The organism is Ruegeria sp. BC1, from assembly GCF_056539305.1.
In genome coordinates this window covers 458936-482289 of sequence record NZ_JBQFUT010000001.1, presented here as the reverse complement: position 1 = coordinate 482289, position 23354 = coordinate 458936, and the positions used below count along the sequence as shown (strand labels likewise).

The 23354-nt window shown below is 55.3% G+C and carries 21 protein-coding genes and 1 pseudogene; 14 read left to right on the top strand and 8 right to left on the bottom strand.

What is annotated here, in order from left to right:
* Positions 1-47: 47 nt before the first annotated feature.
* The 7 genes and pseudogenes from ACR0IY_RS02360 (at position 48) to ACR0IY_RS02330 (ending at position 9533) form a co-directional block, all read left to right on the top strand.
* Complete coding sequence (locus tag ACR0IY_RS02360) at positions 48-1994, top strand: DUF3604 domain-containing protein (protein WP_480670246.1); 1947 nt, start codon at positions 48-50, stop codon at positions 1992-1994.
* Positions 1995-2194: 200 nt separating this feature from the next.
* Positions 2195-2729, top strand: a pseudogene (locus tag ACR0IY_RS02355) (site-specific integrase).
* 420 nt (positions 2730-3149) lie between these two features.
* Positions 3150-5039 carry a biosynthetic arginine decarboxylase gene (gene speA / locus ACR0IY_RS02350; protein WP_480670245.1) on the top strand — a complete coding sequence of 630 codons (1890 nt, stop codon included), beginning with the start codon at positions 3150-3152 and terminating at the stop codon, positions 5037-5039.
* 19 nt (positions 5040-5058) lie between these two features.
* Positions 5059-6270 (top strand): saccharopine dehydrogenase family protein, encoded by a 1212-nt coding sequence (locus ACR0IY_RS02345; protein ID WP_480670244.1) that lies wholly within the window; start codon positions 5059-5061, stop codon positions 6268-6270.
* Between the two features lie 100 nt (positions 6271-6370).
* Positions 6371-7540: a carboxynorspermidine decarboxylase gene (locus ACR0IY_RS02340; protein ID WP_480670243.1), complete on the top strand. Its 1170-nt coding sequence runs from the start codon at positions 6371-6373 to the stop codon at positions 7538-7540.
* A complete protein-coding gene (gene speB / locus ACR0IY_RS02335; protein ID WP_480670242.1) occupies positions 7537-8385 on the top strand; it encodes an agmatinase in 849 nt (282 codons plus the stop codon). Before ACR0IY_RS02340 ends, speB begins: the two co-directional genes overlap by 4 nt.
* A 656-nt stretch (positions 8386-9041) precedes the next feature.
* Positions 9042-9533, top strand: a complete 492-nt coding sequence (locus ACR0IY_RS02330; RefSeq protein WP_480670241.1) for a hypothetical protein — start codon at positions 9042-9044, stop codon at positions 9531-9533.
* Positions 9534-9684: 151 nt separating this feature from the next.
* Here the strand turns inward: ACR0IY_RS02330 and rpsI are convergent, their stop codons facing one another.
* From rpsI to ACR0IY_RS02315, 3 genes are all read right to left on the bottom strand, one after another.
* Positions 9685-10170, bottom strand: a complete 486-nt coding sequence (gene rpsI, locus ACR0IY_RS02325; RefSeq protein WP_039535473.1) for a 30S ribosomal protein S9 — start codon at positions 10168-10170, stop codon at positions 9685-9687.
* Between the two features lie 6 nt (positions 10171-10176).
* Positions 10177-10635, bottom strand: a complete 459-nt coding sequence (rplM, locus tag ACR0IY_RS02320; RefSeq protein WP_039536983.1) for a 50S ribosomal protein L13 — start codon at positions 10633-10635, stop codon at positions 10177-10179.
* 163 nt (positions 10636-10798) lie between these two features.
* Entirely contained in the window at positions 10799-12202 is a 1404-nt protein-coding gene (locus ACR0IY_RS02315) for an aminotransferase-like domain-containing protein (protein ID WP_480670240.1), read from the bottom strand.
* A 99-nt stretch (positions 12203-12301) separates the two neighbouring features.
* Here ACR0IY_RS02315 and ACR0IY_RS02310 point away from each other — a divergent pair, with 99 nt between their 5' ends.
* Positions 12302-12529 (top strand): DUF1127 domain-containing protein, encoded by a 228-nt coding sequence (locus ACR0IY_RS02310; RefSeq protein ID WP_480670239.1) that lies wholly within the window; start codon positions 12302-12304, stop codon positions 12527-12529.
* Between the two features lie 56 nt (positions 12530-12585).
* Here the strand turns inward: ACR0IY_RS02310 and ACR0IY_RS02305 are convergent, their stop codons facing one another.
* Positions 12586-13029 (bottom strand): PaaI family thioesterase, encoded by a 444-nt coding sequence (locus tag ACR0IY_RS02305; protein ID WP_480670238.1) that lies wholly within the window; start codon positions 13027-13029, stop codon positions 12586-12588.
* Between the two features lie 58 nt (positions 13030-13087).
* Here ACR0IY_RS02305 and ACR0IY_RS02300 point away from each other — a divergent pair, with 58 nt between their 5' ends.
* The 4 genes from ACR0IY_RS02300 (at position 13088) to gluQRS (ending at position 17013) form a co-directional block, all read left to right on the top strand.
* Positions 13088-13873 carry an enoyl-CoA hydratase gene (locus ACR0IY_RS02300; protein ID WP_480670237.1) on the top strand — a complete coding sequence of 262 codons (786 nt, stop codon included), beginning with the start codon at positions 13088-13090 and terminating at the stop codon, positions 13871-13873.
* A 254-nt stretch (positions 13874-14127) separates the two neighbouring features.
* Positions 14128-15468 (top strand): methylenetetrahydrofolate--tRNA-(uracil(54)-C(5))-methyltransferase (FADH(2)-oxidizing) TrmFO, encoded by a 1341-nt coding sequence (gene trmFO, locus ACR0IY_RS02295; RefSeq protein WP_480670236.1) that lies wholly within the window; start codon positions 14128-14130, stop codon positions 15466-15468.
* 37 nt (positions 15469-15505) lie between these two features.
* Complete coding sequence (locus ACR0IY_RS02290) at positions 15506-16120, top strand: class I SAM-dependent DNA methyltransferase (RefSeq protein ID WP_480670235.1); 615 nt, start codon at positions 15506-15508, stop codon at positions 16118-16120.
* Positions 16117-17013: a tRNA glutamyl-Q(34) synthetase GluQRS gene (gluQRS, locus tag ACR0IY_RS02285; protein ID WP_480670234.1), complete on the top strand. Its 897-nt coding sequence runs from the start codon at positions 16117-16119 to the stop codon at positions 17011-17013. The genes ACR0IY_RS02290 and gluQRS overlap by 4 nt, the downstream gene beginning before the upstream one ends.
* Before the next feature lie 5 nt (positions 17014-17018).
* Here gluQRS and hisI read toward each other — a convergent pair whose 3' ends face one another.
* The gene (gene hisI, locus ACR0IY_RS02280) at positions 17019-17408 is read right to left on the bottom strand and encodes a phosphoribosyl-AMP cyclohydrolase (protein ID WP_480670233.1); all 390 of its coding nucleotides are present in this window, start codon (positions 17406-17408) and stop codon (positions 17019-17021) included.
* 48 nt (positions 17409-17456) lie between these two features.
* Here hisI and ACR0IY_RS02275 point away from each other — a divergent pair, with 48 nt between their 5' ends.
* Both ACR0IY_RS02275 and ACR0IY_RS02270 read left to right on the top strand, forming a co-directional pair.
* On the top strand, positions 17457-17909 hold the full coding sequence (locus ACR0IY_RS02275; protein ID WP_480670232.1) for an iron-sulfur cluster assembly scaffold protein: 453 nt from the start codon (positions 17457-17459) through the stop codon (positions 17907-17909).
* 59 nt (positions 17910-17968) lie between these two features.
* Positions 17969-18607 (top strand): MarC family protein, encoded by a 639-nt coding sequence (locus tag ACR0IY_RS02270; protein ID WP_480670231.1) that lies wholly within the window; start codon positions 17969-17971, stop codon positions 18605-18607.
* A gap of 185 nt (positions 18608-18792) precedes the next feature.
* Here ACR0IY_RS02270 and ACR0IY_RS02265 read toward each other — a convergent pair whose 3' ends face one another.
* From ACR0IY_RS02265 to ligA, 3 genes are all read right to left on the bottom strand, one after another.
* Entirely contained in the window at positions 18793-18915 is a 123-nt protein-coding gene (locus ACR0IY_RS02265; RefSeq protein ID WP_480670230.1) for a hypothetical protein, read from the bottom strand.
* A gap of 112 nt (positions 18916-19027) precedes the next feature.
* Positions 19028-21118, bottom strand: coding sequence for an ATP-dependent DNA helicase RecG (gene recG, locus ACR0IY_RS02260; RefSeq protein WP_480670229.1), 2091 nt, complete (start codon positions 21116-21118; stop codon positions 19028-19030).
* A complete protein-coding gene (ligA, locus tag ACR0IY_RS02255; protein WP_480670228.1) occupies positions 21115-23241 on the bottom strand; it encodes an NAD-dependent DNA ligase LigA in 2127 nt (708 codons plus the stop codon). The genes recG and ligA overlap by 4 nt, the downstream gene beginning before the upstream one ends.
* Positions 23242-23354: the final 113 nt, after the last annotated feature.

Below are 23354 nucleotides of genomic sequence, written 5' to 3'. Positions count from 1 at the left end.
CTTCGGTGTTGCCATAGGCTGGCATTCAGCTCGGCTGGGAGGTTCCAATGAAGTTTTTTCTGACGACATCGACAGCAATAGTTTCCGCAGCATTCATAGCAAGTTCTTCAAATGCTCAAGAGGCCGGTCAAGGTGGGCAAGTTGGAGAGATGACCATCTCTGTTGATGATATGCGTGAACCCGCGCCTGCTGATTTCTCGCCCTATGCAGGTCGAGACTTTCCTACACGCCCGCTGTGGGGTGACACTCACCTGCACACGTCAAATTCGCTCGACGCGCGCGGATTTGGCGTCATTCTGAGCCCGGACGATGCCTATAGGTTTGCACGTGGTGAGGAAGTCACCACATCGCATGGCCTCCGCGTGCAGTTGTCGCGCCCGCTCGACTGGCTTGTCGTATCCGATCACTCAGATGCCATGGGCGCTATGAATGAGATCGTTGCAGGGAACTCCACGCTGATGCGTGATCCCACACTTCGAGACTGGAACGAACGCCTTAACGCCGGCGGGGACGTTGCGCTTGGCGCAACAATGGAAGTTATTGAAACCTTTGCGGGCATCACCGGAGACGCGCTTCCCGAGGCTGTTTCAGATCGAAGGTTTGTACAATCCGTTTGGGACGATTTCACGCAAACTGCGGATCATCATAATGACCCCGGCACATTCACAGCGTTCATCGGATACGAATGGACGTCCACCGAAGCTGGCAACAACCTGCACCGCAACGTGATCTACCGAGATGATGCCATTCGCGCACGGCAGATGCTGCCTTTCACAACCGCAGAAACCTTTAATCCCGAACGTTTGTGGGACTGGATGGAAACTTATGAACTAGAGACTGGCGGCCGTGTACTGGCCCTTGCCCACAACGGCAACGTCTCCAACGGCCTGATGTTTCCGGTCGAAACCAACCCGGAAACGGGTGAGCCTTTGACCGAAGACTACGCAGAGCGGCGTGCTAAGTGGGAGCCGATGTATGAGATCACCCAGATCAAGGGTGATGGAGAAACTCACCCGTTTCTCAGCCCGAACGATGAGTTTGCCGACTATGAAACCTGGGATAAATCCAATCTGGGTCCGACACCCAAAGAAGACTGGATGCTTCAGTACGAATACGCGCGCGAGGCTTTGAAGAATGGTCTCAAACTAGAGGCTCAGCTCGGCACCAATCCATACAAGTTCGGAGTAGTGGGCTCGACCGACAGCCATACGGCTTTGGCAACGGCGGAAGAAGACAATTTCTTTGGCAAACACTCCGGTGTCGAGCCGGAACCTGGCCGTTGGCAGCATGTCGTTGGAGAGTTTGATGCCTTGAGGATTCTCGGGTGGGAAATGGCGGCCTCTGGCTACGCAGCAGTTTGGGCTGAAGACAACACACGCGAAGCCATATTCGACGCCATGGAACGGAAAGAGGTTTACGGGACAACCGGTAGTCGCATTGCGGTCCGTTTCTTTGGTGCCTGGGACTTTACGGAAGAAGATGCAAGATCCCGTTTGCCCGCCGAAATAGGATACGAAAAAGGCGTTCCGATGGGTGGAGACCTCTCACAAGCCCCTGAGAGCGCAAACGCCCCAACTTTCCTCATCGCTGCCCTGAAAGACCCATTTTCCGGCAATCTCGACCGTATTCAGATTGTGAAGGGTTGGTTAAATGCCAACGGCGACACTGAAGAGCGGGTTTATGACGTGGCTTGGTCGGGAGACCGAGAACTGGACGCTGACGGAAAATTGCCGGCGGTGGGGAATACCGTGGATGTTGCAACGGGTACGTTTACCAATTCGATTGGGTCCCCGGAACTGATCACCGTTTGGACAGACCCCGATTTCGATCCCTCTACGCCCGCTTTCTACTATGCCCGCGTCCTGGAAATTCCCACCCCAAGGTGGACAATTTACGACGCCGTCCGGTTCGGGGATGAACTTCCTGCAGAGGTCCCGACGTCAACGCAGGAACGCGCGTACACTTCGCCAATTTGGTATACGCCCAAGGGCTGAGACCTTTGAAACAACACACGTTAGTCACAACTAAGGGCCCGCAACCCCTCGGGTCATTTCGGTTGGCATACTATATCCACACGAAAGTGCGCTAAGGGCTCACTGCCGTCGCCGGAGGCGGCGCGGCATCTTGCGTTTTCAAGTCTGCGCCAATGTCGGGTTGTCGTTTTGGGAGGGAATGTCGGCTCAAAGGATCAATCATGGAAACATCAAACTTACCTGCCATTCGTGCTTCGAACACTCTGGAACAAAGGCAGAATTGTCCGTCAGAACCGACTACTGAAACCTAGGCATGTCTGGGTGATCCGGGTACGCCTTGAGTTGGCAGGGAATCATCGGAATCCAGCCCTGTTCAATATGGCTATCGACAGCAAGCTTAGTGGCTGCGACCTAGTTAAGATGAAAATTGTGGTTGTAATGGCGTCCGGCCAGATTAAGGAGGGCGCTTCAGTCCTGTAGAGCAAGACGCTCAAGCAAGTCCGGATTGAGATTTAGGAAGGCACCCGAGCATCCGTCGAGAAATGGATGGAAGACGGACTTATGGTTGGATTGGAAGCCAGTGCTTACGGCACACATTCGATGTGGCGAACGAAAGTCATCCAGATCTACAAGAAAACAGGCAACCTTCGTGCCGTTCAGCTTCTACTAGGGCACACAAAGATGGACAGCAGAGTCAGGTATCGTGGCGTCGAACTTGAGGATACCATGGCCATCGCTGAAGCGATTGAAATCTAGAACAATTGGGTCGCCAATATGGGCAGCCGAGAGCCGACAAATTCCCAGCTCTCGACGAAGGTCCGGTTTGTTTTCAAAGTTGGCCCTAGAGGTGCTGTCCGAAAAGATCAGCTTAATAGCCGTCAGTTTGTTAACAAATACGAACGGTTTGTTCGAAACGGCGCTGGTACCAGTATTGACAGTATCGGAGGGAAGTCAGAAGCATTTGCGTGTTGGGCATCGAATTCTATTATTGACTCACTGCCCCGGCATATATACTTGCCGTCCAACTTTCTGAGGAGAGTTTGACCAGGAGTGCTCGTAGATGAAATGGCTTCATCTCAATAATGCCGGACAGATCGAACCCGCGTAGTCCATCTCGGGACTAACTCCGCGCCTGCACTCCTATCTTCAATACATCTTTGAAAAAGGTTTGTTCTAATGACCGAAGAACGACCTCCTTCCGCCTCCATTTATGGCATCGACCATTGGGGCAAAGGCCTGATCACCGTTTTACCCAACGGCGATGTTGCCCTGTGTGATCCAGCCCACCCCGAGGCCGCTGCCATCAGCTTGCCGCAAATTCTGCATGACCTGCAGCAGCGCGGCATCGCAAGCCCACTGGTGCTGCGCGTCAAAAGCTTTCTGGAGGCGGAGATCCGTCACCTCAACGACAGCTTTGCTGATGCAATTCGCAAGACTGGATATCAGGCGCCCTATCGCGGAGTGTTCCCGATCAAGGTGAATCAACAGGCCCAAGTGGTGGATCGCATTGTCGAGTTTGGCCGCCAGTACGATTACGGGCTTGAAGCCGGGTCAAAACCGGAACTGGTGGTCGCGCTGGCCCATCGTTTGTCGAAAAACGCGCTCATCATCTGCAATGGGGTGAAAGACGCTGAATTTGTCCGCCTTGCGATCCTATCCCGGCGCTTGGGGTTCAACACAGTCATTGTATTGGAAAGCCCGAAAGAGGTCGAGATTGTCATTGAAGCCGCCCGGGAATTGCAGATCGAACCGCTGCTTGGGGTTCGGGTGAAACTAACCAATAAGATCAGCGGAAAGTGGCAAAGCAGCTCGGGTGATCGCTCGGCATTTGGCATGAACACCGAACAGCTTATGCGGGTTCTGGACCGTTTGCGTAGCGAAGGGTTGTTGCATTGTTTGAAACTGCAGCACTCCCATCTCGGAAGCCAAGTGCCTGACGTCAATGATGTGCGCCGGGCCGTTACCGAGGCCTGCCGGTATTTTACCGAGCTTACCCGTGAAGGAGTGCCGCTCACGCATTTGGATCTGGGCGGTGGTCTCGGGGTAGACTACACTGGTGAAAAGCGGGCTTCCGAAAACTCGATCAACTACTCGATGGAAGAGTACTGTACCAATGTGGTGGAAACCGTAACCTATGCCATGGATGAAGCAGGCGTTGATCATCCGGTTCTTGTAACTGAAAGCGGGCGAGCGGTTTCCGCAACCTCGTCGATGCTGATTTTCGATGTGTTGGAAACCACCCTATATGATGCCCCGGATGCACCGTCGGCAGGCCCTGACGATCACCATCTTCTGGCGGATCTGGCGGCAATTTCTGGCTATCTTGTCCCGGAAAGGGTGCAGGAGTGTTGGAATGATGCACGTTTCTACAGGGACGAACTGCGCGCCCTGTTTCGGCGTGGCCATGTGGGTCTGCGCCAGATGGCGCGGGCCGAACGCGTTTATCTGAATCTCATGGCGCGGATCAAGGACATTGCGCATGAAGCTGAACAAAACAGCGAGCTGGATAGAGAGCTGCAAAAGATAGCGGACGTATATCACTGCAATTTCTCTGTATTTCAGTCCCTGCCGGATGTCTGGGCGATCGATCAGCTGCATCCCATCGTACCTTTGCAGATGTTGAACCAGGCACCTGATCGCCGTGCGGTTCTGTCGGATATCACCTGTGACAGTGATGGGAAATTAGACCAGTTTATCCTAAACGGCGAAGTTGCGCCTTCGTTGCCGGTTCATTCGCTTCCTGAAGACCAGCCCTATTACCTGGGCGTGTTCTTTGTTGGAGCATATCAGGAGACACTGGGCGACCTGCACAACCTCTTCGGGGACACCAATGTTGTGACGATCGACCTTCGGGCAGACGGCAAATTCGACCTGCTGCACGAACAGGAAGGAGACACGATCGCTCAGGTGCTCTCTTATGTCGAGTATGATCCGGCCGATTGCATCGCCGCTTTCCGCAAGATGGTGGACGAAGCGATTTCGGCTGGTGAAATCAAGGCCAACGAACGCAAAACTTTGATCGGGGCCTATCGCGACTCGATGAACGGATACACTTACTTTGAATAACCACGCTCAGGAGGAACCTATGGGAAAGACACTTGTCGTAGGCGCTGGCGGCGTTAGCCATGCCGCTGTTCACAAGATGGCAATGAATGCCGATATCTTCACGGATATCACGCTGGCCAGCCGGACCAAATCCAAGTGTGACGCTATTGCCGCAAGCGTTAAAGAACGCGTTGGCGTGGACATCAAGACCGCGCAACTGGATGCAATGGATTTGGACGCCACCGTGGCCTTGATCCGCGAAACCGGAGCTGAAATTCTGGTGAACCTGGCACTACCTTACCAGGATCTGAAATTGATGGATGCCTGCCTTGAAGCGGGGTGCCATTATCTCGACACGGCCAATTATGAGCCGGAAGACGAGGCCAAGTTCGAATATCATTGGCAATGGGCCTATCAGGACAAATTCAAGGAAGCTGGTCTTGTGGCGATCCTCGGGTCCGGCTTTGACCCGGGTGTGACCTCGGTCTTTGCAACCTGGCTGAAAAAACATAAGCTCGACACGATCCGACAGATCGACGTGCTGGATGCCAATGGCGGCTCGAACGACCAGGCCTTTGCCACAAACTTCAATCCGGAAATCAACCTGCGTGAAGTGCTGCAGGAGGCACGTCATTGGGAGCACGGCGACTGGCAGACCACGCCGGCCATGACCCACAAGGTCGAATTCGATTTCCCGGGTATCGGCCCGAAAAACATGTACCTGATGTACCATGAAGAGTTGGAGAGCCTGTCTACCCACTTCCCGGAGATCGAGCGCGCACGCTTCTGGATGACCTTTGGCGACGCCTACATCATGCATGCCAAAGTTCTTGAAAACGTCGGCATGACCCGGATTGACCCGGTGATTCATGATGGCAAAGAGATCATTCCGATCCAGTTCCTGAAAACCCTTCTGCCCGATCCCGGCGATCTGGGCGAACAAACCAAGGGCAAAGCCTGCATAGGCGATATCGCTACTGGCCAGGCCAAGGACGGCTCGGGTGAGAAAACCTATTACATCTACAACATTTGCGACCATGAGGAATGCTATGCCGAGGTCGGCTCGCAGGCCGTGTCCTACACAACCGGCGTTCCGGCGATGATCGGCACTGCTCAGGTTCTCAAGGGCAACTGGATTGAACCCGGCGTGTGGAACATGGAACAGCTCGACCCGGACAACTTCATGGACATGCTCAACGACCACGGTCTGCCGTGGCAGGTGCATGAGTTGGACGGCCCGGTCGAGTTCTAAGACCTGTGCGCCCCGGGCCTGACCCGGGGCGTCGCGCAAAAATCCCAAAGGCCCCTGACCATGTCCGGGGCGGGTTTCTTTCCAATCCAAGGAGGGTGCCATGTCCGAGTTGATGACCACCCAAGCCGGTGATGCCGGAGCGTTTCGCGACTTTGACCTGAACCGCGTGCCCAGTCCCTGTTTCGTCGTCGACCAAAAGGCAGTAGAGCGGAACCTTACTATTCTCAAGGACGTGTCCGACCGCTCTGGTGCCCATGTGCTGAGCGCGCTCAAGGCATTTTCCATGTTCTCTTTAGCGCCATTGGTCCGGCAGTATCTCGGCGGCACGTGTGCCAGCGGTGTATTCGAGGCGCGTCTGGGCCGTGAGGAATATGGCGGTGAAGTCGCAACCTTCTGCGCGGGCTATAAAAAGCAGGAGATGGCAGAAATCCTCGACCTCTCGGATCATGTAGTCTTCAACAGCCCCGCCCAGAAAGACCGATTTCTTGCTCAGGCGCAGGCTGCAAGGGTTCAGGTTGGGTTGCGCATCAACCCAGAACATTCCGAGGGCGAAATCCCAAAATACGACCCTTGCGCGCCTTGTTCTCGATTGGGAACTCCGGTCAGCATGCTGGCAGCGGATACCATGACGGGCGTAGACGGCATTCACATGCACACGCTTTGTGAACAGGGTTTTGAACCTTTGGCTCGAACCTGGGCTTCGGTCGAAGCAAAACTAACGCCCTACTTGCCCAATCTGAAGTGGGTGAATTTCGGTGGCGGACACCACATCACCCGCGCAGATTATGATCGCGAGGCTTTGGTGGCATTTCTGAAAGGGGTCAAGGCGAAACACGGTGTCGAGGTCTATCTGGAACCCGGTGAGGCGGTTGCTCTTGATGCAGGCATTCTCGTGGGTGAAATCCTCGACTTGCCGGTAAATGGCATGCCCCTTGCCATCACCGACATTTCCGCGACGTGTCACATGCCCGACGTAATCGAAGCCCCCTACCGCCCTGCTCTGATGGGCGAAGCTGAGGCGGGAAACACCTATCGGCTTGGCGGCCCGTCCTGTCTGGCAGGCGATGTAATTGGCGACTTCACATGGGCTACGCCGCTTGAGATCGGCCAACGCTTTGCCTTTCTCGATCAGGGCCATTATTCGATGGTCAAAACCAACACCTTCAACGGCGTACCACTGCCCACAATAGCCTTGTGGAACAGCGAGACCGACGCGCTGCACATCGTGAAACAGTTTGGCTATCAAGACTTTAAGGAGCGCCTCTCATGAGCGTTTTTCTCGACAGTGAGCTTACTGAAGGCGAACGCGGCGAAGCGGCGCGATTTCATGTGATCCCCGTGCCTTTGGAGCGCACAGTTTCCTACGGATCTGGTACCGCGGCCGGCCCCGCTGCGATCATCGAGGCGTCAAATGAACTTGAGCGCCTGTGCAGAGGCAAGGAACCTTGCGCCGAAGGCATCCATACCCACGCGCCAGTGGATTGTGATGGCGCGTTGCCCGACGTTATGGAAGCCATTGCTGCGCAGACCGAATCCGTCGTGAAAGCGGGCAAGATTCCCGTGACCCTTGGCGGCGAGCATTCGCTGAGCTACGGGGCCGTTTCTGGCGTCGTGCGTGCACTGGGGCAGCCGATTGGGATTGTGCAAATCGATGCCCACGCTGACCTGCGCGTTGCCTATCAAGGCCAGAAACACTCACATGCGTCGGTTATGCATCTCTTGGCCGAGGACGGTGTGCGTCTGGCCCAGTTCGGTGTGCGGGCTCTGTGCCCGCAAGAGGCCGAAAGCCGGGTGACCTACAACGTCTTTCACATTGATGCGGAAGACTTGGTAACAAGTAACATCCACGCCGTAGAACTGCCCGAAGATTTTCCCGAACTGATCTATGTAAGCTTTGACGTGGATGGGCTCGACCCAAGCCAAATGCCCGCAACCGGAACACCTGTCCCTGGCGGATTGTCGTTCTATCAGGCGCTTCACCTGGTGGAAAATGCGCTAAAAGGGCGGCGCTGCGTTGGCTTTGATGTGGTAGAACTCGCGCCCAACGGTGACGCGGCGTGGGATTTCACCGCTGCCCAGATCACTTACCGCCTGATGGCCGCTTGCTGCCGTTAATACTGGGTGCCAAAACCGCTGCACTGGACTGTGCGCAAAGGATGCGGTCTGTTCCCGACGATCTCTCTTCTTTTCCCGATTGGCCGTAATAGATTTGCCAATTAGGTTCTTGTTCCTGACCAGTACGGAAATATCGGATGGGTTTTGATTGATGGCCCCGCTTGTTCCATAGAACGCGCCTTCCTCACTGCCGACATTCTTGCAGTTTGCAACGAATGACTACTTCCCGCCTTTCCGATCCTCAGTGCCGTTTCGATAGCCGCTGAAGAGGTTCAATCATCTCTAATCACTATGACGCTTTTCTATGACACCCCTGCCCGCTTTCCGCGCCGACTGTGCCGATTTTGCCGCCGCAAAGCCCTTATTTATAATGTGACGACTTTAGCTTAATATCAGAAACGGGTCGAAAACCGTTGTGGGTGCAAGCCTACCCAGGGTTCGTACCCCTGTCTCTCTGCCATACATTTCCTAATCGGCTTTTGAGAACATTCAGCTCAAAGCGGGCTGCTGCCGGGCGGCGTTAAATCGCCGTATGGGTTCATCCAATTGGCATTCCCCGGCTCAATCCCTCGTTTTGAAGGGATTTTCCGGGAATTCCCCTTTGATACCCGCTAACTTTAACCCATCTCGGCGACACATTCCAAAAGGAGAGACACATGTCGCGCACTATCTTATTAGCTGTAGTCATCGCCGCTATTGGCACCGGCATCTATTACTACGCCTCCCAACCTGATCCCACGCCCGCCGAACAACTTCAATCTGCGGCGCAAGACGCAAGTGACGCGGTCAGCGACGCGGCTGACGCAGTTACAGAACAGGCAAGCCAAGCAGCTTCTTCGATTTCCGATCAAGCGTCAGAGGCGGCCGATCAGGCCAGCCAGGCAGCTACGGATCTGGCCAATCAGGCCGGTGAAGAAGTTGCGGCCCTTGCAGGACAGGGTCAGGATCTAGTCAATTCATGGATTGAGGATGGCACGCTTACCCTCGAAAACTTCGACTATGACACTATGGTAGCCGCAGTTCAGGAAAGCACTTTGGCGCAGGACCTGAAAACACAAGCCATAGAGATCCTGGATGACATCAAGGCATCACCCGAGACAATTGCAGCGAAGATACAGGAACTCCGTGACCTTCTGTCCGGGCAATAAACCTAACGGGTTGCCCGTTCAGGGCAGCCCATTCCTGACGGTAAAATAGATATCCGCATTTTTCCGGTTTCGAGAGATGCGGCACAGCCAAACGCCAAAAGAAAAGGGCTCGCAAACGCGAGCCCTTTTGCATTTCGAAGTTTCGTAGCGATTAACGCTTCGAGAACTGGAACGAACGACGCGCTTTGCGCTTACCGTATTTTTTACGCTCCACAACGCGGCTGTCGCGGGTCAGGAAGCCAGCGGCTTTCAGAGCACCACGCAGCGACGGATCGTACAGCTGCAGCGCTTTCGAGATACCGTGCTTGACCGCACCGGCCTGACCGGTCAGGCCACCGCCTTTGACGGTTGCGACAACGTCGAATTCGCCTTCAACACCGGCAACCTGGAACGGCTGGCGCAGGATCAGCTGCAGAACCGGACGAGCAAAGTACTTGTCCTGGTCTTTGCCGTTTACGGTGACCTTGCCGGAACCCGGCTTGATCCAAACGCGGGCAACAGCGTCTTTACGCTTGCCGGTGGCATACGAACGGCCCAGCTCGTCACGTACGGGTTCACGCACGATGACTTCTTCGGCCACGGTTTCAACGCCTGCGACGGCGCTCAGCTCTTCGAGAGTATTGATCTGATCAGCCATCGGTCATTAGCTCCGGGTGTTTTTCTTGTTCATGGACTTAACGTCCAGAACTTCGGGGGCCTGGGCTTCGTGCGGGTGCTCGGCACCGGCGTAAACGCGCAGGTTGGTCATTTGCTGACGCGCCAGACGGTTGCCCGGCAGCATGCGCTTGACCGCTTGGGTCACGACGCGTTCGGGGTGTGCGCCCTCAAGGATTTGTTGTTTGGTGCGCGACTTGATGCCGCCCGGGTGGCCAGTGTGCCAGTAGAAGTTCTCTTCGCGCTTCTTGCCGGTCATCTGGATTTTGTCAGCGTTGATCACGATGACGTTGTCGCCCATGTCCATGTTCGGGGTGAACGACGCTTTGTGCTTGCCACGCAGGCGCATGGCGACGATCGAGGCAAGACGACCCAGAACAACGCCCTCGGCGTCGATCAGGATCCACTTCTTGTCGATGTCTGCAGGTGTTGCAGAAAAGGTTTTCATGGCAGGATAGTCCTGTTTGATGTGAAAGACCGCCCCACGACGGAGCGGCCCGAATTCGATGCAGCGTGTTTAGAGGTGTGTGCAATGCTGGTCAAGCGCAGCAAATCAGTTTTATCGCTGCAATAACAATGCTTTAAAAAATAGGTATTATTTTACCCCACGATCAAACGCTGATTTGCTCGGGCGGATTGTCCAGCAGTAGCCGCAATCGTTGCATCGCATCCTCAAACCGTTCCAATGAGACGTGCCCGTTCATGGCAATGCGCACAGCATTTGGCGCTCTTCCGTCTCGCAGGGCAAATTCGTCAGCGGATCGCAGCTGTATCCCCTCACGCTCGGCCGCGCGACTGAAGGCGGCGGCGCGCCAACCAGACGGGAGGCTCAGCCAGACAAATGGTACATCGGGTGCCCAGTTTAGTTCAAACCCTCCCAGAGCATTGACGGCCACCCGCACGTATTCACCCATTTTTGCGCGAACGTCTTTGGTCACTTGCCGTGTTCTTGGATCAGACAGCAAAAGCCGCGTCAGTTCAGCCAACGGCTGAGCCAGCCCGAAATACCCGTATTCGGCAGACCGCCTAAGATCCACGCTTCTTTCTCGGGGCGCGATGGCAAACCCGACGCGCAGAGAGGGCGTCAGAACTTTTGAAATCGACGAGACATGCCACCCCCGCTCTGGGGCCAACGCACGAAAGCTGGGTTCGCGCGCATCGCCCATGCGATAGCAGTCGTCCTCGATAATCTGGACATCGTAACGGCGGGCGACTTCGACAATCTCTTTGCGTCGTTCAAGGGGGGTGTGTGACCCGGTGGGGTTTTGCACTTCGGGCGAGACGCAAATCGCCTGCGCCGGAGACTGGCGCAAGACGTGCTCCATCGCCAAGGGATCAACTCCCCATTTATCCATTTTCACCCCAACTACGTCAGCGCGCATTAGCTCCCCTGCCCGGCGAAAACCTGCATAGGACAGGTCTTCGACCAGCACGATTGGCTTTGCACCCCGTAAAATCGTCTGGAACACGAGGCATATTCCGTTCTGGCCGCCGTGGGTCAGAACAATGTCGTCATGTGACAATGCCCCCAGCGGCAAATCCGATAGCCAATCCACTACCACCTGGCGTGTGGGTTGATAGGCGTCGCGCGTTGGGTAATTCATGAACATTCCCGGATCGGCCTGCGAAACCTTTTGCAGGCATTCCCGGATCAACGCCACCTGCCCCACATCTGCCAATCGCGGACTGAACAGGCTGACATTGGCGTTGTATTTGTCGTCCTGAAGGTGAAGCTGCCTTGCCCAAACATCATCCAGAATGGGCGATTTCGGAGGCGCCACAAATGTACCACGTCCGACCTCGGCTTGTAACAATCCTTCATCTGTTAAAATCGTATAGGCCCGCGCAACCGTGCCAGGGGTAATCTGCAGTCGATACGCAAGTTCCCGCACTGGTGGCAGTTTTGTGCCGACCTCCAACAATTTGTTATCTATAGCCTTTCGGATTGTGTCAGCAACCAGTGTGTATTTAGGCCCTTTGGATTTTGGTAACGCCTCTGGCCAAATTGTATCCATTACAATTCTTCCTTTGATTTTGACACAATCCTGAATGTATCAAGCACATATACCGAACATATTACGTTTGTGTCAATACAATTTGAAAGGATACCCAAGATGACACGCGCAATGCACAACCCCGCCCTCATGCTGCTGAACGACAGTCCCCGGCTGCCGCTGATCGCCGCGCTGGCCGTGCGGTTTGCAGCGACAGTCACAAAATGGGAACGTCAACGTCGCAGCAGAATAAATCTGTCAAAGCTGGATGATCGGCTTTTGAAGGATGTCGGTTTGACTCCGTATCAGGCCCGTCGGGAATTCACCCGACCGTTTTGGCAGGATTAATTTTCCCCAGTCCCTTTGATGGGACCTCTTCCTGGCCGGGCTCAGCCCGGCCTTTTTTATCCAAACGCCGCGGCCGCGGACCCTTCTGGCGGAAGCGAATATGTCATCGCAGCCCGCGCAACAGGCTGGTCTGAACCTTCTGAATAGATCAGCACATCGCCAACTGCCAAATTACGTCCAAGTTTCAGCAAGCGGCAATGTGCAATTAAATCTTTGCCGCCACCCGGCTTTCTCAGGAAATCCAATGAACTATTCGTGGTTACCGCCAGCGATTGACGCCCACGACGCGCCAGAATCATCGCGTACACACAAACATCGGCCAGCCCGAACATTGACGGGCCTGACACGGTTCCGCCCGGGCGCAGATGCCTATCCTCGACGACCAATCGCATGACAATCGAATCTTCGTTCAGTTCCTCGACAACAAAGTCGCGATACACCTGAGGAAAGATCTCCTTTATGTATTCCGTCAGTTCGTCCCGGCTCATTTCCAACGTCATACTTTCCCTCCACGATTTGCCGACCTAGAGTTGGCCTGACATCAGATCGGAGGGCAAGATGGCAATTCTGGAACGTAGCGACACAGGGGCCGTCGCCAATTTGAAAATGAACGCGCCGGACCGCCTGAACGCCTTAAGCGATGAGATGCTGGCGGCGCTTCAATCCGAGTTCGACGCGTTGCAAGACGATTCTTCGATACGTGCGGTGGTTTTGTCGGGGGAAGGTAAAGCGTTTTGTGCAGGCCATGACCTGAAACAGATGACTGCAGGTCGGCAGTCCGAAGATGGTGGTAAAGCCTATTTCCAAGACCTCTTCGCCCGATGCGCACGCATGATGATGACAATCCAAACCTTGCCCCAACCCGTCATAGCGCAAGTTCACGGCATTGCCACGGCAGCCGGATGCCAATTAGTGGCCACTTGCGATCTGGCGGTCGCAGCAGAAGGCACGCGGTTTGGTGTGAACGGTGTGAATATCGGGTTGTTCTGCTCAACGCCCATGGTGGCGCTTAGCCGGAACATTCCGCGCAAGCGCGCCTTCGAGATGCTGACGACCGGTGAATTCATCTCGGCTGAAACCGCAGCCGAGATGGGGCTGATCAATCGCGTCGTGCCCGAAATGTTGTTGCAACATGAAACCAATGCGCTGGCGGATCAACTGGCGACCAAGCTAGGAACAGCCGTGAAAATCGGGAAAAAGGCATTCTACGAACAGTTGGAAATGCCGATTGTGCAGGCTTACAGCTATACCGGTGAGGTAATGGTACAGAATATGCTGCACCGGGATACCGAAGAAGGAATATCTGCATTTATCGAAAAAAGACCGCCAAATTGGCACCAATAAGGCGATTGTTATCAACATTTTTCGCCACTGTTCTCATTTTTGCACTTTCCAAAAGGGCAACACTGTGGCAAAGCTGGGACAGAGCAAAGGCTCTGAAGACTCTTTTGGGTCGCCGTGGGCGGAAGGTCCCTCCAAGCTGGTTTCTCTCACCGGCGTAGACATTCCCGCAGCGGCGACCCCAAGATCCCCCATTTGAAACAGATCACGAGCAGCCTGTGTTGCGTTGTGTAGTGGTGTGCCCTATGTGGCAGCGCATGACACAGAAATTGCATATCGTGGGCGGCGGCATGGCCGGGTCCGAAGCCGCCTGGCAGGCAGCAGAGATGGGCGTGGATGTTGTGATCCACGAAATGCGGCCCAAAGTTGGCACATTTGCGCACCAGACCGGCAACCTGGCGGAAATGGTGTGTTCGAACTCTTTCCGTTCAGATGATGATGAACAAAACGCGGTTGGTCTGCTGCATTGGGAAATGCGTAAGGCCGGTGGTTTGATCATGACAACGGCAGATGCTCACCGCCTGCCTGCTGGTGGTGCGCTAGCCGTCGACCGCGATCCGTTTGCCGAATCCGTGACAGCCAAATTGCACGCCCACCCCCGGGTTGAGGTTACAGGCGAGGAAATCACCACCCTGCCCGACGACGGCCACTGGATCTTTGCCACTGGGCCGCTCACGTCCGCGGCTCTGGGTGAGGCTATCCGCGTTGAGACCGGCGCTGACTCATTGGCTTTCTTCGATGCTATCGCACCGATCGTCTATGCCGACAGCATCGACATGAGCAAAGCGTGGATGCAGTCGCGTTACGACAAAGGTGAAACCGAAGAAGAGCGTACGGCCTATCTGAACTGCCCGATGGACCGTGATCAGTATGAGGCGTTCATTGATGCCCTGCTGGCCGCTGACAAAACCGAATTTCACGAAGGCGAGACAGCGGGTTACTTCGACGGTTGCCTTCCGATCGAGGTGATGTCCGAACGTGGGCGCGAAACGCTGCGCCATGGGCCGATGAAGCCTGTTGGCCTGACTAACCCCCATCAACCCGATATCAAACCGCACGCGGTGGTTCAGCTTCGGCGCGACAACGCCCTGGGCACGCTGTTCAACATCGTAGGTTTCCAGACCAAGATGAAGTACGGCGCGCAGACTGAGGTTTTCCGCATGATTCCAGGCCTCGAAAACGCCAGCTTTGCACGTTTGGGAGGCATCCATCGTAATACATTCATCAATTCGCCCACTCTGCTGGACTCGCAGATGCGGTTGAAATCCAAACCAAACATCCGTTTTGCCGGGCAGATCACCGGTGTTGAAGGCTATGTCGAAAGCGCGGCCATGGGATTGTTGGCCGGTCGCATGGCCGCAGCCGAGATTCTGGACAAAACCCTGCCCGAGATCCCGCAGGACAGCGCCATGGGGGCCCTGATCCACCACATTACCGGCGGGGCCGAAGCCAAGACCTTTCAGCCCATGAACGTGAACTTTGGCCTCTTCCGCCCTGTAGAAGGGCTGAAAGGTGGGCGTCGCGGTCGCAAGGACAGGTACAAGGCGTATACGGACCGCGCAAAAGCTAAATGGACGAGCTGGCTGGCGCAGTGCTGACTGGACGCACCCCATCCAGGCGGCTTACCATTAGCAAATGAGCGATAAATTTCTCAAAGACGCCTACGACTTGGATACGCCACAAGCCACTCGGGCGCATTATCAGAGGTGGGCCTCGTCCTATGATGCCGAGGTGGGCGCACATGGATACGCTACCCCAGGCCGCGTGGCAGAGGCGTTGTGGTCCAAATTACCTGAACCGCAGACCCCCATTCTTGACTATGGGTGTGGCACCGGCCTGTCTGGGGTCGCATTGCGTGCCGCGGGGTTTGAGGTGATCGACGGGGTTGATCCCACGCCAATGATGCTGGAAGGGGCCGAAGCCAAGGGAGTGTACCGAAACCTCTCGACTTTCGAAATCACAGACCCTGACCCATTGGAGCAAGGAGCGTACAAAGCGATCACCGCAATTGGCGTTATCGGAACAGGGGCTGCACCACCAGAGGTTTTCGACATGCTCATGCGTGCGCTACCCTTGGGTGGATTTCTTGCCTTTTCCTTTAATGATCACACACTTGCGGATAGATCCTACACCTCTCGACTAAATGATTGGCTTGATATGGGAGCAGCCCGATTGTTGTTTCGGGAGTACGGCCCACACCTTCCAGGAATGGACCTTAAGTCAGACGTATATATTGTTGAAAAAGCGTGAAATTTAAAACCAGATTTGCGCCTTCCCCAACGGGCCCCCTGCATTTGGGACATGCTTTTTCGGCGATCTTTGCACATGATCTTGCCGCCTCTCAGAATGGGCAGTTCCTGCTAAGGATCGAGGACATTGACCGCTCGCGCTCGCGTCTGCATTGGGAAAACCAAATATATGACGATCTGCAATGGCTGGGATTGGAGTGGCCGAAGCCCGTAATGCGGCAATCAGACAGGGTTTCCAGCTATGACGCCGCCCTTGATGCGCTTTGGTCTCGTGGTTTGCTATACCCATGCAATTGTAATCGCAAAGATATCGCCGCCGCCGCCAGTGCCCCGCAGGAAGGCGCGCCTTTGCTTGGTCCGGATGGCATCATTTACCCCGGCACATGTCGGCAGAAGTGGAACCCAACGGCGAATGACTTACTGCACCGACCCAAAGATATCCCACTGAGACTGGACATGGCCGCTGCAGGGCAGACCCTGGCGGACTCTGATAATGCTGACGCAAAAGTTGGTTCTTTTCTGGAAACCGGTTCAGGGCCGAATGGTGAGACGGGTGTTGTGGATTTCACCTTGGGTGAACTGACCGACACCATCGGGGATGTTGTGCTGTCTCGTCGCGATATGGGGACTTCCTACCATCTTTCAGTGGTCGTCGATGATGCAGAGCAAGGTATTACCCATGTCGTACGAGGTCGGGACTTGTTCGAGGCAACCCGCATCCATGTCATTTTACAAGCGCTGCTCGGTCTTCCGACGCCACAATACGTTCATCACAGTCTGATCCGGGACGACACGGGCAAACGTTTGGCAAAACGGGATGATGCCCGTGCAATTTCTAAATATCGCGTAGACGGAGCCAGCCCAGCGGACATCCGGAAAATGGTTGCGCTGTAACCGCGTCACTCCATCGGTGACATCAATTCAACCTCATCCCCGTTGCGAACTGCAGTATAAAAACAGGTGCGCCGATTGGTGTGGCAGGCCGCGCCTGTCTGTCGCACGATGACAAGCAGACAATCGCGATCACAGTCAAAGCGGAAGTCCACCAACTCCTGCACGTGGCCAGAAGATTCACCCTTGATCCAGAACGACTGGCGAGACCGAGACCAATAGGTAACACGTCGGGTTTCAAGCGTTTTTTCTATGGCTTGGACGTTCATCCAGGCCATCATCAGCACGTCACCGGTCCCCTCGTCCTGAGCGATGGCAGGGATAAGGCCGGCTTCGTTAAACTTCAATGACGATGGGTCAAACACGGCGGTTGTGGACATGAGAAAAACCTTTTGCATCCGGTTGGATGCTCACTATGTATGGGGAACAGACAACGAGGGAAAGCCATGTCCGGCGAGAACGACCTGATTAAGCTCTACTCCGGCCGCATTCTTGCGCTGGCGGCGGACATTCCGCATCTGGACCGGCTTGAGGAACCTGACGCTACGGTGAAAAAGCGATCGCCTTTGTGCGGATCAACTGTAACCGTCGATGTTAAGGTGCGGGACGGGAAGGTCACCGACTTCGGGCAGGACGTCAAAGCGTGCGCTTTGGGTCAGGCGTCTGCTTCCGTCGTTGGCAACGCTGTTATTGGTGCCACTCGGGCGCAGGTAGAAACTGCGCGAGATCAATTGTCGGCCATGCTGAAAAAGGACGGCCCCGTGCCGGACGCTCCGTTCGATGGGCTCGAGGTTCTGATTCCGGCGCGCGATTACAAGAACCGTCATGCCTCGATTCTCTTGGCGCTGGATGCCACGGCTGAAGCTATGGACCAAGCCGAGCAGGCTAACTGCGCATAAAAATAGTTTTTTGCGGGCAATCCGGTTTAATCACCCCGCATGATGTTGGGGGGATTGGAATGGAAAAATTGCTTGAGCACTTTGTTACACTCTGGGTCGTCATAGATCCGATCGGGACAATCCCTGTTTTCATAGCAGTAACTGCAGGCCTGACAGCTGCGTCTCGTCGCAAAACCGCCCTGCTTGCCGCGCTGGTCAGCGCCGGAGTTCTTCTGTTCTTTCTGATTTTCGGCCAATTGTTGATCGAGGCGCTGGATATCGGCCTGAACTCGTTCCAGGTTGCTGGTGGTATAATCCTTTTCCTCTTTGCGCTGACAATGATCTTTGGCGAAAGCAAGCAGGTCGTCGAACAGCACGAAGCAGAGGAAGAACTGGAATTGTCGGCGCACAAACCCAATCCGGCTATTTTCCCATTGGCGGTTCCATCTCTGGCCTCACCCGGTGCGATGCTTGCCATTGTCATTCTGACTGACAACAACCGCTATAGTGCAGCGGATCAGGGCATAACGGCATTGGTCATGTTGTCGGTCATCCTGATTTCATTCGTTCTGATGTTGTTGGCCGACCCGATCATCCGACTTATTCGCTATTCTGGCGCAGCCATCATTAGCCGTGTGATGGGGATGATCCTTGCATCGGTTGCAGTGAACTCGGTGCTTTCTGCGGTACTTGAGATTATGAAAACCGGACAGTTGTAAAAAAAACCGCCGCTCCTTCCGGGCGGAAAGGGCGGCGGCAGGCAATGCGTTTCTCGTGTGGGGTCCGGATAGCCGCACGGGGCCGAGGCAAGGCCCCTCAAGGGAATTGGGACAGGCAGGTCACCCTTGACTGAAATGGGGATGACAGCACGGTATGGTCGGCACGAGATCGCAGGCAGAAAGGGTTAGAACGCGCCGGGCAAGTGAAGACCAACCATCAACATGACCACCAGCGACACTGCGCCAACCGCATCTTGCAAAAGTGTTGATTGCGAACGGGTAATGGCAGTCTTGATCTGGGTCAGCATAGTCTCACCTCCGGTCGAGATTTAATCCTTTGTTGACCTTTTGTTCTCATATTTTGCCGAGTCGGTAAAGAACTTTTTGAGAACATTTGCGAACTTATCGGAACAATAATGACTAACCTACTGAAATCAAACGAATTGCCTGATCCTGCTTCATAAGCCACAAGAGAACACGCGCCGCCTGCCCCCGATCCGAGTGCAGTTGCGGGTCGGTTGACAGCAAGGTTCGCGCATCCGTCTGCGCTATGGCCATCAGCCCGGCCTGACGTTCGAGATCCGCGATACGGAATTTCGGTAACCCCGACTGAGCCGTACCGATCAAGTCGCCCGCGCTACGCATTTGCAGATCGGTTTCCGAGATCCGAAACCCGTCTTCCGTTTCACGCAAAACTTCAAGACGTTTGCGACCGCCTTCGCTGAGCGGGGGTTGATACATCAAAAGACACGTCGAATCCGCCTCACCGCGCCCGACCCGCCCGCGCAATTGATGCAATTGGGCCAGCCCAAAAATCTCTGCCCGTTCGATGACCATGATAGATGCGTTTGGAACGTTAACACCGACTTCAATCACCGTTGTCGCAACCAGAACCTTGGTGTGCCCGTCTTGGAAAGCCTTCATCGCGGCGTCTTTTTCCGCAGACGGCATTTGCCCATGTACCAACCCGACTGTCCCCTCGCCCAAAATGGCACGTAGGCGTTTGAACCTTTCTTCGGCAGCGGTTAGGTCCGAAACCTCGGATTCATCGACCAAGGGGCAAACCCAATAACATTGACGCCCCTCGTCAATTGCACTGCGCAAATGCGAGACGACTTCGCCCATGCGCTCGGTACTGACAATCGCGGTTTTTATGGGCTTTCGTCCAGGTGGCTTTTCGTCCAGCACCGATACGTCCATGTCGCCGTATTGCGCCAACGCAAGACTGCGCGGGATCGGAGTCGCCGTCATCACCAAAACATCCGCGCCCTGCCCTTTTTCCGATAGCTCCATCCTCTGGCGCACGCCAAACCGATGCTGCTCGTCGACAATCGCCAATCTGAGCGCTTTGAATTCCACATCGCTTTGGAACACTGCATGCGTTCCGACGAGGATTTGGATATCGCCGTTTTTCAGGGCAGCTAATTTCGAACGACGGTCGGTCCCCTTGTCCCGGCCAGTCAGAATTTCCAGTACGACCCCAGCTTGTTCGGCCAAGGGGCGCAGACCCTCCAGATGCTGGCGGGCCAGAATTTCGGTTGGCGCCATCATGACGCCCTGCCCGCCCGCTTCGACAGCAACGAGAAGCGCCATGAAGGCCACCAGGGTTTTCCCTGCACCAACGTCCCCTTGCAGCAGCCTGTTCATCCGCGAGCCCAAAGCCATGTCGGCTGCAATATCGTCAATTGCCCTCAATTGCGCGACTGTCGGTTTATATGGCAGCCCCGCCAGAACCTTCGCCTGCAACTTGCCAGTTCCGACACTGACGACGCCCTTTGCCTTCCGTTCCCGTTGCCTGGCCAGCGCCAAGGTCAACTGATGGGCAAACAACTCATCATAAGCCAGACGTTCCCTTGCCGGTGCAAAGGCCGCAACATCGTCCGCACCCTGCGGATTATGTGCTGCGGAAATGGCCATCGTCCAGTTCACCCAACCACGCTCCACCAGCAACGCAGGATCGATCCATTCGGCCAAATCCGGTGCCCGGGCCAAGGCGCTGCGGGCGGCCTTAAAGGCCGTCTTTTGGGTGATCCCCTGAGTCAGATGATACACCGGCTCAAAATCAGGAATCTCTTGTGCTTCTTGAGGGGGTAGCATGTGATCTGGGTGGACCATTTGAGCCATGCCATCGAACAATTCGAGCTTGCCTGAGATCACCCGGCGCGACCCCACTGGCAGCACCTTTTTCAGATAGTCACCGCGTGCGTGGAAGAAAACCAGTTGGAAATCCGTCTGATTATCCTCGACAAGCACCCGGTAAGCCCCACCCTTGTTGCGCGCCGGTCTGTGCGCGCCGACAGTCACCTCAACGGTCAATGTCGTCGGTAGGTCGGCGCCCTTGATGGTGTCACGGCGACGTCTGTCAATCACCGCGTAGGGCAAGCTGAACAACACGTCGCGTGGCGACTCCGTGCCCGCTTGCGTCAGCACCTGAGCCGTCTTGGGCCCCACACCCTCCAGCGTTTCAAGACGGGCAAACAATGGGAAAAGAATTTCGGGCCGACCGCTCATGTGCGGCCGATCAGTTCGAGCCAGCCATCTTCGTCCAGCGTTTCAACTCCAAGCTCCGCTGCCTTCTTGGCCTTGGACCCAGCGCCCGGACCAGCAACCAGAAGATCAGTCTTTTTACTCACAGAACCGGACACCTTGGCCCCCAAAGCCTCGGCTCGGGCCTTGGCTTCTGCACGGGTCATTTTCTCCAACGTACCTGTAAAAACAACGGTTTTGCCTGCAACCGGGCTGTCGGCGGTGTCCGGGCGCTTGGCCTCTTGCACGTCCAGTTGAGCGACCAACGCATCTATGCTGGCACGCTCAGCTTGCTGTGCGAAAGCCGAAACCAGAGCTCGGGCCATCACTTCACCGACACCGTCGACACTCAGAAGATCGTCCCATTCCGGTCCTTCGAAGTCAGCGGCTGCAGTGACACTAAGCTCGAAATTTGGCCAATTGCCGTAATGTGTAGCAATCAGGTTTGACGCTGCTTCGCCCATATGGCGAATACCCAGGGCAAACAGCAGCCGCCCAAAGGGAATTTTCCGTTTGTCATTGATAGCCGTCCACAGGTTCCCGGCACTTTGCGCCCCCCAGCCTTTGCGATTGGCGAGCTTGTTCAGGTTATCCGCGTCACGCTCTTGCAAGGTGAAGATGTCAACCGGCGCTCGGATCGGAAGATCCGGGTCGTCGTAAAACATTTCGATCTGCTTCGCTCCCAACCCTTCGATGTCAAAGGCTTTGCGGGATACGAAATGTTTCAGCTTTTCAACAGCCTGCGCCGGACAGATCACGCCTCCGGTGCAACGACGAACAGCATCACCTTCTTCCCGAACGGCATCGCTGTGGCATTCGGGGCAGGTTTTGGGAAAGTCGAAAGGCTCTGCTCCTTCGGGACGTTTTGAAATGTCGACATCGGCAATTTTAGGGATCACATCACCCGCGCGATAGACCTGAACCCAATCACCGACCCGTATATCCTTGCCGTCACGGATCGTACCACCCTTGGCATCTCTACCAGCGATATAGTCTTCGTTGTGCAGTGTTGCATTCGACACAACCACTCCACCCACGGTAACCGGATGAAGCCGGGCCACAGGGCTGAGTGCGCCGGTGCGACCCACCTGAATGTCGATCGCCTCGAGGCGGGTCCAGGCCAGTTCAGCGGGAAATTTGTGCGCTATCGCCCAACGAGGAGTCGTGGACCGAAAACCTAAACGCCCCTGCAGCGAAAGGTCATTCACTTTGTAAACAACACCGTCGATATCGTACCCAAGCGTTGAACGCTGCGCCTCGATCTCTCGGTAGTGCTCCAACATCTTGTCAGTTGTTTGGCAGAGCTTCGTCAAAGGGTTCGTGGAAAACCCCAATGTCCGCAAACGCTCGATTGCCCCCTGTTGAGTTTCTGCCAAAGGCTCTGACACTTCCCCCCACGCATATGCAAAAAACCGCAAAGGTCGAGATTGTGTAATTTTGGAATCCAATTGTCTCAGCGATCCGGCGGCGGCATTTCGCGGGTTTGCAAAAGTTTTTTCACCCGCTTCATGTTGCCGAACGTTCAGTTGGTCGAAGTCTTCGTGAGACATGTAAACTTCGCCCCGAACCTCAAGAACATCTGGTGCGTTTTCAACCACTCTTGGAATGTCAGAAATCGTCAGGGCGTTTGCCGTTACATTCTCGCCAACCTCACCATCACCACGGGTAGCTGCCTGTACGAGCTTTCCCCGTTCGTACCTAAGAGACAGCGATAAACCATCGATCTTTGGCTCTGCCGTAAATGCCAATGACGCCGTTCCATCCAGCCCTAAGTATTTTCGGACCGAACGGTCGAAGTCGCGAACATCCTCGTCGTCAAAGGCGTTGCCCAATGACATCATCCGAACAGCGTGAGTGACCTTGGAAAACCCGTCGGCCGGTCTGGCGCCGACTTGGTCCGATGGACTGTCTGCGCGCTTTAGATTCGGAAAACGAGCTTCGATCTCGGCGTTTCTACGTTTGAGAGCATCGTATTCCGCGTCCGAAATCTCTGGCGCGTCCTCAGAATGATATCGCCGGTTTGCCCGAGCCAACTGGTCGGCAAGCCGTGCCAACTCTGCCTGTGCGGCATCTTCGGTCAGGTCTGATACCGGAATCAATTTGCTCATGGCCTCGCCCCGTCATGTGTTCTTGGACCCCAGTGATAGGGCGAGGCCATGGTCAGGTCCAGATGTGCTGTTCAGTGAGTGAGGGGCCGCCCCGGACCGGCAACGGCCATTCT

Bases quoted from the DNA above. Each gene is read 5' to 3' on its own strand.
- ACR0IY_RS02340 (WP_480670243.1), top strand. From the start codon at position 6,371: ATGTCCGAGTTGATGACCACCCAAGCCGGTGATGCCGGAGCGTTTCGC.
- rplM (WP_039536983.1), bottom strand. From the start codon at position 10,635: ATGAAAACCTTTTCTGCAACACCTGCAGACATCGACAAGAAGTGGATC.
- speA (WP_480670245.1), top strand. From the start codon at position 3,150: ATGACCGAAGAACGACCTCCTTCCGCCTCCATTTATGGCATCGACCAT.
- recG (WP_480670229.1), bottom strand. From the start codon at position 21,118: ATGAGCGGTCGGCCCGAAATTCTTTTCCCATTGTTTGCCCGTCTTGAA.
- ACR0IY_RS02265 (WP_480670230.1), bottom strand. From the start codon at position 18,915: ATGCTGACCCAGATCAAGACTGCCATTACCCGTTCGCAATCAACACTT.
- ACR0IY_RS02305 (WP_480670238.1), bottom strand. From the start codon at position 13,029: ATGACGTTGGAAATGAGCCGGGACGAACTGACGGAATACATAAAGGAG.
- ligA (WP_480670228.1), bottom strand. From the start codon at position 23,241: ATGAGCAAATTGATTCCGGTATCAGACCTGACCGAAGATGCCGCACAG.
- ACR0IY_RS02360 (WP_480670246.1), top strand. From the start codon at position 48: ATGAAGTTTTTTCTGACGACATCGACAGCAATAGTTTCCGCAGCATTC.
- trmFO (WP_480670236.1), top strand. From the start codon at position 14,128: ATGACACAGAAATTGCATATCGTGGGCGGCGGCATGGCCGGGTCCGAA.
- speB (WP_480670242.1), top strand. From the start codon at position 7,537: ATGAGCGTTTTTCTCGACAGTGAGCTTACTGAAGGCGAACGCGGCGAA.
- ACR0IY_RS02345 (WP_480670244.1), top strand. From the start codon at position 5,059: ATGGGAAAGACACTTGTCGTAGGCGCTGGCGGCGTTAGCCATGCCGCT.
- ACR0IY_RS02300 (WP_480670237.1), top strand. From the start codon at position 13,088: ATGGCAATTCTGGAACGTAGCGACACAGGGGCCGTCGCCAATTTGAAA.
- ACR0IY_RS02315 (WP_480670240.1), bottom strand. From the start codon at position 12,202: ATGGATACAATTTGGCCAGAGGCGTTACCAAAATCCAAAGGGCCTAAA.
- ACR0IY_RS02290 (WP_480670235.1), top strand. From the start codon at position 15,506: ATGAGCGATAAATTTCTCAAAGACGCCTACGACTTGGATACGCCACAA.
- ACR0IY_RS02310 (WP_480670239.1), top strand. From the start codon at position 12,302: ATGACACGCGCAATGCACAACCCCGCCCTCATGCTGCTGAACGACAGT.
- ACR0IY_RS02275 (WP_480670232.1), top strand. From the start codon at position 17,457: ATGTCCGGCGAGAACGACCTGATTAAGCTCTACTCCGGCCGCATTCTT.
- rpsI (WP_039535473.1), bottom strand. From the start codon at position 10,170: ATGGCTGATCAGATCAATACTCTCGAAGAGCTGAGCGCCGTCGCAGGC.
- hisI (WP_480670233.1), bottom strand. From the start codon at position 17,408: ATGCAAAAGGTTTTTCTCATGTCCACAACCGCCGTGTTTGACCCATCG.
- ACR0IY_RS02330 (WP_480670241.1), top strand. From the start codon at position 9,042: ATGTCGCGCACTATCTTATTAGCTGTAGTCATCGCCGCTATTGGCACC.
- ACR0IY_RS02270 (WP_480670231.1), top strand. From the start codon at position 17,969: ATGGAAAAATTGCTTGAGCACTTTGTTACACTCTGGGTCGTCATAGAT.